At 57.3% G+C, this 9,936-nt stretch carries 9 protein-coding genes; all 9 read right to left on the bottom strand.

Annotated features, from left to right (window positions below; all coding sequences use genetic code 11):
• Nucleotides 1-171: 171 nt before the first annotated feature.
• Genes H8E27_00110 through H8E27_00150 form a run of 9 tightly spaced genes read right to left on the bottom strand, consistent with a single transcriptional unit; the run spans nucleotide 172 to nucleotide 9,887 of the window.
• Nucleotides 172-1,242 (bottom strand): glycosyltransferase, encoded by a 1,071-nt coding sequence (locus tag H8E27_00110; GenBank protein ID MBC8324023.1) that lies wholly within the window; start codon nucleotides 1,240-1,242, stop codon nucleotides 172-174.
• A gap of 59 nt (nucleotides 1,243-1,301) precedes the next feature.
• Nucleotides 1,302-3,119 carry an asparagine synthase (glutamine-hydrolyzing) gene (asnB, locus tag H8E27_00115; protein ID MBC8324024.1) on the bottom strand — a complete coding sequence of 606 codons (1,818 nt, stop codon included), beginning with the start codon at nucleotides 3,117-3,119 and terminating at the stop codon, nucleotides 1,302-1,304.
• Nucleotide 3,120: 1 nt separating this feature from the next.
• Entirely contained in the window at nucleotides 3,121-4,002 is an 882-nt protein-coding gene (locus H8E27_00120; GenBank protein ID MBC8324025.1) for a glycosyltransferase family 2 protein, read from the bottom strand.
• A complete protein-coding gene (locus H8E27_00125; GenBank protein MBC8324026.1) occupies nucleotides 3,999-4,778 on the bottom strand; it encodes a methyltransferase domain-containing protein in 780 nt (259 codons plus the stop codon). The genes H8E27_00120 and H8E27_00125 overlap by 4 nt, the downstream gene beginning before the upstream one ends.
• On the bottom strand, nucleotides 4,775-5,869 hold the full coding sequence (locus H8E27_00130) for a glycosyltransferase family 4 protein (protein MBC8324027.1): 1,095 nt from the start codon (nucleotides 5,867-5,869) through the stop codon (nucleotides 4,775-4,777). Before H8E27_00130 ends, H8E27_00125 begins: the two co-directional genes overlap by 4 nt.
• Nucleotides 5,856-6,944: a glycosyltransferase family 4 protein gene (locus H8E27_00135; protein MBC8324028.1), complete on the bottom strand. Its 1,089-nt coding sequence runs from the start codon at nucleotides 6,942-6,944 to the stop codon at nucleotides 5,856-5,858. The genes H8E27_00130 and H8E27_00135 overlap by 14 nt, the downstream gene beginning before the upstream one ends.
• A gap of 26 nt (nucleotides 6,945-6,970) precedes the next feature.
• Entirely contained in the window at nucleotides 6,971-7,759 is a 789-nt protein-coding gene (locus H8E27_00140; GenBank protein MBC8324029.1) for a methyltransferase domain-containing protein, read from the bottom strand.
• Nucleotides 7,759-8,781, bottom strand: coding sequence for a hypothetical protein (locus H8E27_00145; GenBank protein MBC8324030.1), 1,023 nt, complete (start codon nucleotides 8,779-8,781; stop codon nucleotides 7,759-7,761). The genes H8E27_00140 and H8E27_00145 overlap by 1 nt, the downstream gene beginning before the upstream one ends.
• Nucleotides 8,778-9,887: a glycosyltransferase family 4 protein gene (locus H8E27_00150; protein MBC8324031.1), complete on the bottom strand. Its 1,110-nt coding sequence runs from the start codon at nucleotides 9,885-9,887 to the stop codon at nucleotides 8,778-8,780. The genes H8E27_00145 and H8E27_00150 overlap by 4 nt, the downstream gene beginning before the upstream one ends.
• Nucleotides 9,888-9,936 lie beyond the last annotated feature (49 nt).

A 9,936-nucleotide genomic window follows, 5' to 3' on the forward strand; every position in this document is an offset into this window, starting at 1 on the left:
CGCCCGCCACTAACACCACCGCCGCCAGGCCGCCGCCCCGAAGCGTGGGCTCCGTATGGCTCGACCGATAATTCGGCCGATCCCAACACTTCCAACGCCGCAACAACGCACTCACCGGATGGCACAACGCCCAGCCCAAAATCGCCGCGCCCAGAAAATAAATTGCCCACGTCACGGCCGGCCCTCCGTATAAAGTTTCCACCAACCGGGATTCACCACCGCGTCGGCAAATTGTTCATTCACGCGTTGGTGCAACCCTTCGGCCAAACGCTCGCGCAAATCGTCATCCTCAATTATCGTTTGTATCGCTTCTGCCAACGCCTTTGAATCACGTGGCGCACAGAGCAATCCCGATTCGCCGTCCACCACCACTTCGCGGCAGCCGGGCACATCCGTGGCCACCACCGCCCGTCGCATCAAGCCCGCCTCCAGCAACACCCGCGGCAAGCCCTCGCGATACGTCGGCAGCACCAGCAAATGGCTCACCGCAATTTGTTCGAGCACATCATCCCGTCGGCCAAGCCATTCGCAGCCTTCGGCTTTGCCAAATGCCTCCGCCTCGTTGCGCGTGAAACTTTTCGGATTCCCTACATCCACATCACCGCACAACGCCAGCTCCACCGCCACTCCGCGCCCGCGCAATGTCGCGTGCGCTTCCGCAAATTCCGCCACGCCTTTGTCCTTTAACAAACGACCCACAAAAATCATACGCCAAGGCGGGCCATCGGGTTCGGGTGAGGCTTCCGCGAGGTGGGTATCAATACTGCCGGGCAAACACGCGAGTTGGTTTTCTGAAAGCCCCGCGTGAGCGTGCCACCAATTAAGGTCATCGTGATTTTGAAAAACCGTTATCGCACCCGGCGCGCAAAACGCACGACGCAAACCCCAATCCACCCCGCCACGCAGCAATCTCAATTTCATTGAGTGCGCTTCCTCTGAATACAAACTGCCCATCCCAATCACGTGATTCAACATCAACGGACGCTGCCGCACCCCGCGCATCGCCAACCAACCCAGCAATACGCACCGCAACGAAACGCAATGCAACACATCCGCGCCAAATGTTGAAGCCGTTTCGCGCACAGCCTTTGCAGCGGCCAAGGTTTCCGTTGGGGAAATTTTATCGCGCGATAGCATCATTGGAAACACTTGTAATCCCGCCGCTTCCAATTCCGCCACTGCCTCGCCGGGCGGACAAATCACGCCCACCGTCGCGCCCTGTGCCACCAGCCATTTAGCCAAAGAAAAGCGATGGGCCCGAAAGGCCCAATCTGCTGCCGACACAAATAAAATGCGCGGACTTAGTTTTCCTGTTCCCTCAACCACAACTCCAACACCAGCAACGTGTACTTCAACATCGGCAAGTTTCGATCACCCGCCAGGCGGTCGGCAAGTAAGTCCTGCAAAAACCGGCGACTCACAAACTGCTCCGCGCGCGCGCCTGACGCAAGCGAATCATGCAGCAACTCCCGCCAATCCTCCGCCAGCCAACGCGCCACTGGCGCCTCGAACCCGCGCTTGGGAGCGTTCAACACAGCGGGCGGCAATTCGTTCGCGTACGCTTGGCGCAAAAAAGATTTGGTTTGTCCGCCACCCAACAGCTCGTTGTCCGAAATGCCCGCCGCAAACTCTGCCAACTCGTGATCCAAAAACGGCGACCGCGCCTCCAGCGAATGTGCCATTGTCGCCATATCCATTTTCACCAGCAAATCGCTGAGCAAATTGATGCGCTGATCCAAATGCATTTGCTGACGTAACGGTGAACGACCCGCTTCCATTTGGCCCTCCACCCAATTCTCCGTGGCCCGCATCGCGCCGCCTTGCCAATGGCGTTGCTTATCCGTTTCCAAAAGCAAATCGTTCGACCACTCCAAATATCGCCGCCCTGCAGTTGAGCCAGCCCCGCGCGCGAAGCGTCGCAAAAATCCAAAGCGCGAACGCCGTCCGCCAGCGGGAAGCGCCGCCAAGGCCTTCCACAAAAAACGCGGAACAAAACCCACGCGCCCCAATTGAAACGCCGCAAGATGCCGCCGATAGCCCGCAAACAATTCATCGCCACCATCGCCGTTGAGCACCACCTTCACGTGGCGCGCCGCCGCCCGCGCCACTGCCCAACTCGGCAGCGCGCTCGAATCGGCAAAGGGCTGATCATAATGCCGCACCACCGAAAGCAAATCCTCGCGCGGCGCAATCTCCAGCGGCAACACCTCGTGCTGAACGCCCAACGCGCGCGCCGTGTCCGCCGCCACTGCCGATTCATCCAGCGCGGGGTCGTCCATTTTCACGGTGAAGGTTCGCAGCGACTCACCTACTTCCTTCGCCGCCTCAATCGCCACGATCGTCGAATCCACGCCGCCCGACAAAAACACGCCAACCGGCACATCACTCCGCAACCGCAACCGCACCGATTCCCGAATGTGCTCGCGCACAGTTCCCGATGCGCTGGGTTTTTGATGGCCCCAAAATTTTCGTGTTTTTATTTCGCCGCCCTCGAACGTCAACACCGTGGCGGGCGGCACTTGCTGCACATTTTCGAAAACCGTTTCCGGTTGCGGCACACACCCAAGCGACAAAAAATCATAGACCCCCTGTTCCCGCACCGCCCATTTTGCATTAGGCAACAACGCCCTCAGCGCCTTTAACTCCGAAGCAAACGCCAACGAATCGCCACCCGTCTGCCGAAAATACAACGGCTTTTTCCCAAACCGATCCCGCGCCAAAACCAATCGCTGCTTTCGTCCGTCCCACAAAGCAATCGCGAACATCCCGCGCAAGTGCTCCACAAACCCGTCACCGTATTCCTCGTACAAATGCGGCAACACCTCCGCATCCGTGCGCGACCGCAACGAATGCCCCCGCGCCCGCAACCCCTCGGCCAGTTCCACGTGATTATAAATCTCCCCATTCATCACCGCCACCACCGCACCCGATTCATCCCGCACCGGCTGCACGCCCTCAGTAAGATCAATAATCGACAATCGCCGAATACCCAACCGCACCCCGCTCACGGCAAACTCCCCAGCCTCGTCCGGCCCGCGGTGTTCCAGCCGGTTCATCGCCGCTGCCCAATGCGGCTCCTCAACTTTCGAAATGTTCCAATGACCGAGTATGCCGCACATTTTAGGAATCTCTTTTGCGCGCCCCGCGTTTGGCGCGCGTGATGCGTTGGCTGTGGGAATGCCGCCGCATTCGATTAAACATTGCCGAAGCCCACGCGTCGGGCAAAATTTTTGCCACAAAAAGCCATCCAAAAAATAACCCGAGCGGGTAAGTGGATGGTTGCCGCCGCCATTCCCGCCACGCGCGCCAGAGTGCTCCCAGCCGAAATGCCGCCGTGTGTTTTTTGCGGATGCCACTCCATAACGTGCAATGGCGTTTGCCGGAAAGGCTGAGTAACATCCCGCCCTGCGCCACGCGATAATGGAAGAGCGGTTGCGCCGCCGTAACCCCACGCCAACCCCCGAGCCCAAGACGGATGTTGAATTCCCAATCTTCATAGCCTTGCCGCATCGATTCGTCGTAACCGCCCGCTTCCGTCCACGCGATTTTGGGCAAGAGCAAACAGTACGGCAATTGATTAAGGAAAAGTTGCTCAAAGTGATTGTAGTTTTTTTTGAGCAAGCCTTCAGCTTCGCCCTCGAGAATCATTTGGGGGAAGGCAAATGCCGAACAAGGGGCGGCTTGTTGTGCCTCGAGAAGTAGGGCTACGGCGTTGGGTTCAAGCCAGTCGTCGCAGTCGAGCGGAAGGATAAATTCGGCACGCGCCTCACGAAAACCTCGGTTGCGCGCGGCGGGCAAGCCTCCGTTTTCCTGATGCACGACACGGATGTCTTCGCCGAGGCCATTGAGAAACTCTAACGTCTCCGATTCAGTGGAGCCATCGTTGACGATGAGGATTTCAAGGTTGGGATGCGTTTGCGCGCGCGCGCTGTCGAGGGCTTGGGCGAGATGCGCGTGAGCGTTGTAACAGGGAAGAATGATGCTGACGAGCGGCGCGCTCATTGGCGATCGCTTTCGATGCGCTCGCAACACATCCAAATTTCGCCCCATAACGTATGCGTCACCGTTGGCCGCAAACCCGCGGCGGCCAGTTCAGCATTCAGTTCGTCAAGCCGATGCTCAATAAAATGTTCCGCATCGGAAAAAAATTTGAGACCCAATTCCTTGCGCATCGGCATTTTCCAATCGCGCTCAAAGTGCGGCACGCGAATGAGTACGCGTTTGGGTTGGGCGTTTTCCAAAATAGCCTTTAGGAAATTTACGCGATCCTCAATGTGTTCCAGCACGTTGGACAACACCACCGCTTGCCACGGGCCATCGGGCAGCGAATCGCACACGTCGGTTTTCACGAAGGACAAATTATCCGGATTATCCACTGCACGGGCTTCGGCAAGCCGGCCCTCATCGCGATCCACCCCCACCACTTCGCAGCCCTTCACGCGCGTGGCGATGCTGCGGGCCACCGCACCCACGCCACAGCCGATGTCCAACACGCGCGCGCCTTCGGGAATGTGTTCCACAAAAAAATCGTGATAGCGCGTGAGGCGGTGCTTCGGATGCACGCCCTCGCCAAATGCCACGGCGCGTTCGTTGGTCACCCAATCCAGGCGATCTTGAAGCCGCAGCATTTGCGCCAAACCGCCCCGCGGTTCCCCGCGCGAATCCAAAATGAACAATCCCGTGAGAATCCCTTCACGCCAACGTGCCGGCAACAACCGCCAAGGCCACGACAACGCATTGGCCACTGCCAGCAAACAGTTTTTGCGGGAAGCATTCATTTCAATAATTGCTCAAACACTTCGCGGTGGCGTTGAATCCACGGCTGAATGTCGAACCGTTCCACCGCCCGGGCGCGCGCGGCTTGGCCCATTGTTTTGCGCTGTTCAGCAATTTTCAACATTCCTTCGCCCATCGCTTCCGCCGTGGGCGGGTGCGGCGTGTCCCAATCTTCGGGAGACTCCAATCCCACGCCAGCCTCCGTGCCCACGAGTTCAGGCACCCCGCCGTTTGCGGAAAACAAAACCGGCAATCCGCACGCCATCGCTTCCAGCACAGCGTTCGGGCATGCGTCCTGATGGGTGGTGAGCAGAAATACATCCGCCGAGCGATTCACGTCCGGTGCCTCCACCTGCGAATAGGGGCCAGAGATTTTCACGAATTTTTGCAAATCCAATGCATCGATTTGTTGCCGGATTTCCAAAAGTGTTTTGGAATCAAATTGACCGGCAACCGTAAGGTGCGCATCGAGCCCCGCATCCCGCGCGGCGCGTAATCCTGCCACCGCCACCTCCAGCCGATACCGATGATGATGCCCGAAACGGCCGGTGACCAGAAATCGGACCGGCCCACCAGTGGGAGGAGATTCGGTCGGCGCAAATCGGCTTGTGTCCACCGCGTTGTGCAACACTTCTCCGGCCCCATCGCGTACACCTAAATGTTTGTGCGCAGCGCGCCGACAATATTCACTCTGGAAAAAAACGTGATTGGCCGCGTGAAAGGCGCGCGCCATCCGCCGATTTTCTGCACGCCAGTCGCCGCCAAACCATGCGGGATAAAACGTGCCGTTTTGATTATGAACAATCGGCGTGCCGCGCCGCCGCAACCGCGCCAAGGCAGCGCCAGAAAGATGCGGCGCGCTGCTCAGCGAGTAAATCAAGTTGAAGCGCCAACCCGCCTCGGGGAAATGTTCGCGCAACCGGCGCACCTTCACCCGCGGCCCGCCTGCGCCATCCGCGCGCGCGCCGCCGTAATGCACTGCAATTTTGCGCGAACCCGAGGCCAAGCCATTCGCCCACACGCGCGCGCCGCACAGGCCACCATAAATTCGTCGCGCCATCCGCTTAGCCAATAATGCATCAGACTGCTTCATCCAACAGCGGTTGATAAACCTCCTCCCAATGCCGCCGCGCAACGACTTTCCAATCGCAAGGCAATACCACCTCGTGCGCCTTGGCAGTCAATTGCCCGCGGGCGACTTCATCCAAAGCAAGAATCGTTTTTGCACGATCCACCAGCCCATCAACATCCTCCGAAGCCGCTAGGCCGCCGGTCACCCCATCCACAATCAAATCCGGTGCCATCCCCACCGCCGTAGAAACCACCGGCACCCGAGCCGCCATACTTTCCATCAGGGCCATCGGCCCGCCCTCCTCGCGGGAGGTCATCAAATACAAATCCAGCGCGTGATACAATTCCAGCAAGCCGGCGCGTGCGGGAGGATAATGGTGCTGAAACGGAATGCCACGCGCCCGCAATCCGGCTTTCACAAACCCGCGTGCGGGGCCGGAAAGCAAAACCTCCACCGGCAACTCCTTGGCCAGTTGTTCCACTGCATCCAAAAATACATCCGGCCCCTTGATGGGTTTAGGTTCCAAGCCATCGCCCCAGCCGACCCCGTCTTTTTGAAAAGATCCGACCACGATTGCTTCGTTGGAAAAGCCAAATCGCGCACGGGCGGCCGCGCGGTCCTCGGCCATTGGCGGTGTGAACATCGCCATATCTGTGCCGATAGGGATATGCACGATTTTATCTGAAGCCACGCCCCAATCCATCAACCGCTGGCGAACGATACCCGCCGAAGCAACGATACGGCGCAGTTGAGGTTCCGTTTTCAAAAAGCGATCGATGTGCTTTTCCACTGCCAGCCCGTCCTCCGGTTTACCGTGAAAAAAAGAAGCCACCGGCTGATTTGTGCGCGACAAATGTGGGGCCCAATCCACCCACATATATTGAGAGCCAAAATGTGCCACGCGATGAATCAACCGTTGCGGAGCAAGCGTGGTGGCCATTTTGCCGCGCACCTCTTCGGATAAACCATCACGAATCCCTTCGCCCACCCAACGAATCGCCCAGTCCGCATTCTCCACCACAAACTGCACCGGCGGGCCGTTCCCGCGATTACCCATCACCCCTGCCACACGAAACGGCATCGATTGAACACCCATTTTGATGGATCTCAACGCACTTCGCATCACGCGTTGCCAGCCGGTTTTCGAGCCACGCCCAGCAGCATATGAGCAATCCACGAGGCGGGGATGAATGGGGCCATTACCGCGCTTAGCCCGCGCGTGAGCAGCCATTCATACGGCAAAAAAAACTCGTGATGCAAACAGCGCAACACGCCCTGCCGTTTGTGGATCGGTTTCAATGCCTCCACCTCAAAGCCCACTTTCCCTAACTCGCGTGCCCATTCGGCGCGAGTGAAACGATACTGATAGAACCGCTCTTTCAATTTAGAATCAGCAGGTTTAGCAAAAGTACCCTTCGTGCTCATCCGCAAATTATCAAACGGCACCGACGCAAACAACAAGCCGCCCGGCTTCAAAATGCGAAACGCTTCCCGCAGGCAATTGCCCGGCCCATCTTCGAAATGCTCAAACACTCCCCACGAAAAACAGACGTCAAACGTATTTTCCTCCATTCCGGTATCACGAATATCGCCCACCTGAAAATCGTTGTCCGGAAAACGCTCAGATAACTGCTCCACAGTTTTACGGCTAATATCCAAGCCCGTCACCTCAAACCCTTCACGATCCAAAAACAAAACCCAGTCCCCCAACCCACACCCCGCATCCAACAACCGGCCCTTCGGAAGCGCATCCAAATAACTGCGCATCACCCCATACTCATCCTGCCGCGCTACCTTATCAATTCTCCCCCGAGGGCCGCCTTCCTGTTCCCAAACCTTCGTCCAATACGCCTCGACGAATGCCGTTTCCTCCGTGGCAGAATCTAGAGCCTCAATGAAATCAATACGCATTAAATAGGAATCTGATTTCGCAACACCGTCCACGGCTCACGCCACAAGCGGCGACGGGCCACGATTTCGTCGCGTTCCGAAACCAGTTGCTCAAACAACCCGATGTACTCCCGGCACATACGCTCCGCAGTATGGGGGTATCCTTCTAATGCAGCCCGCCACCGATCATACTCCGCCATCATCCGCTTCAGCGCGGAAGGCAGATCCTCGGGACCGGAGAATTCAACTCCAAATCCATCACAGTATTCGGGCAGCGCACCACTGCTCCGATAAATTATTGGCAACCCGCAAAGAGCCCCTTCAACATGATGCATACCGGACGGTTCGTTAATCGAGCCCGTGAGATAAACGTGATGCGAAGCGAGCTCATCCGCCAGCGCTTGACCGGACATCGGTGGCAAGCAGCGGGTATTCGAAAGAACACACTGCGGCGGCAAGTTTCCGACATAGGTAAACTGAACACGCTCACGCCATTCCTTCGCCTCCAATAGAGCATCCATTTTCTCGTAAACATCCGCGCCCTTCAACCGGTTCCCGCCCCAATGATGGGTGACAATTTTCATAGGGGTATCAGGTTGCCACAAATGATGCTCCAACGGCTTGAACAGAGCAGTGTCCGCCCCACTCAAAATCACAGACGAAGGGCGGCCCGTTCGCCAAACATTTAAATCACGCAACCACGAAGCGACGAAAACCGTATGATCGGCAACATAATTCGCGCGCCTCAAAAGGCGATTCATTTGGCCGGTTCCTTTGCGCTCATCGCATTCGTTAATGCGATGCACCACCACCGCGCGCGGATTGCAAAACTGCAAATACCGCAGCACTGTCCCTGCATGAAACGAGGCCGAAGGACTGCGCCCGCGCACTTCCGTCAGCAGGATCAAATCAACATCCCGCGCGTTCAACCCAAAGCAAACCTGATGACCGTCGATCTCAAGCGCAACCGCCAGCGCCTGAGCAAACTGGTTGCCGCCCCCCCATGGCCCTTCCTGAAGGTGATACCCAATGGCGACCTTCATGCCGGTTGGATCAAACTCTCCGGCTCAAAAATACGCTCACACGCATCGGCCATGGATTGAGTGTTCAAGTGAGATCGCACCTGTTCTCTCGCCAATGCGCCCAATTGAGTGGCCTCATCCGAGTTCGCCGCCAATTCTTTAACTGCCCGTTTGAGTGCCTCCGGCTCACTCGGTGACACGAGCTTCCAGTGCCGGTTATCCCGCAGCAAATCACGATCCCATAATCCGGCAATGTCACTCATAATTACCGGTCGTCCACACGCCATGGCTTGCAAGCAAACACTTTGGCCGGCGGGCTGGATGGTATTGCGAAGCGGAATCACTACGCACAGTGCCTGCTGGTAGAGTTTCAAGATTTCCTGATCCGACAAAGTTTGCTTTCGCCAATCTCCGCGGATCACTTCTACATTGGGTACTGCGATGGGCACGGGAAGATTGGTGACGATCTTCAATGCTGGCATCGTTTCATCCCATGCCTCCACCAGAGTTTTCCAATCGCGATTGGCGTCGTTACCGATTGCTAAAACAAATTTTTCGGCAACCGCACCATCCGGAGCAGGTTTCCAAAATTGGGTGTCCACCCCAAAAGGGATGTAATCAATTGTCCGCTCAGGGAAAAGCTTCGCCAAATGCGCTTGTTCTGATTTCGAAATGGTGACCACGTGAATGTGCTCCAACACTTGTCCGATTCTGCGAAGCTGCCATCTACTGGGTGACAATGGCAGCAGCCCCATCGCCAACAGCACCACGGGACAACGCACCCACCCGCGCGCACGCCCCAGCCCCAAGGCCAGACCCAAATTATTTGTGGTAGCGATCAGTAGGCCCTGGGTGGGCAACCGTTTTTGGACGCTTTTTTTTGCCAATCCCATTGCCATACCGATGGGCAGGTGACCGCAGAACCGGGCAAATTTGTTGACCAGCGTTGGGCCCGGCTTGAGAGGCGGAGCCATTTCTAAATCAGCATCTTCCAGTAAACCAGTATTCCAGCCGCGTTCGCGCAACTCGGGCAGGCCATAAAAAAATTCTGTGGGAGCGCGGTCGGGGGCTTCGAGCCGTTCGCGCCGGCCGGATCGGAACACCCACGTGGCTCGGCGTTCACTCATTGGATGAACTACGACTCAACAGGAATTCCGCCAGCTCGAGATCCCATTC

It is taken from the genome of Limisphaerales bacterium (genome assembly GCA_014382585.1).
In the GTDB taxonomy this organism is placed as follows: Bacteria; Verrucomicrobiota; Verrucomicrobiia; order Limisphaerales; family UBA1100; genus JACNJL01.

Coding starts and splice junctions, on each gene's coding strand:
- H8E27_00140 (MBC8324029.1), bottom strand. CDS start 7,759: ATGCGTATTGATTTCATTGAGGCTCTAGATTCTGCCACGGAGGAAACG.
- H8E27_00130 (MBC8324027.1), bottom strand. CDS start 5,869: ATGAAGCAGTCTGATGCATTATTGGCTAAGCGGATGGCGCGACGAATT.
- asnB (MBC8324024.1), bottom strand. CDS start 3,119: ATGTGCGGCATACTCGGTCATTGGAACATTTCGAAAGTTGAGGAGCCG.
- H8E27_00125 (MBC8324026.1), bottom strand. CDS start 4,778: ATGAATGCTTCCCGCAAAAACTGTTTGCTGGCAGTGGCCAATGCGTTG.
- H8E27_00145 (MBC8324030.1), bottom strand. CDS start 8,781: ATGAAGGTCGCCATTGGGTATCACCTTCAGGAAGGGCCATGGGGGGGC.
- H8E27_00150 (MBC8324031.1), bottom strand. CDS start 9,887: ATGAGTGAACGCCGAGCCACGTGGGTGTTCCGATCCGGCCGGCGCGAA.
- H8E27_00120 (MBC8324025.1), bottom strand. CDS start 4,002: ATGAGCGCGCCGCTCGTCAGCATCATTCTTCCCTGTTACAACGCTCAC.
- H8E27_00135 (MBC8324028.1), bottom strand. CDS start 6,944: ATGGGTGTTCAATCGATGCCGTTTCGTGTGGCAGGGGTGATGGGTAAT.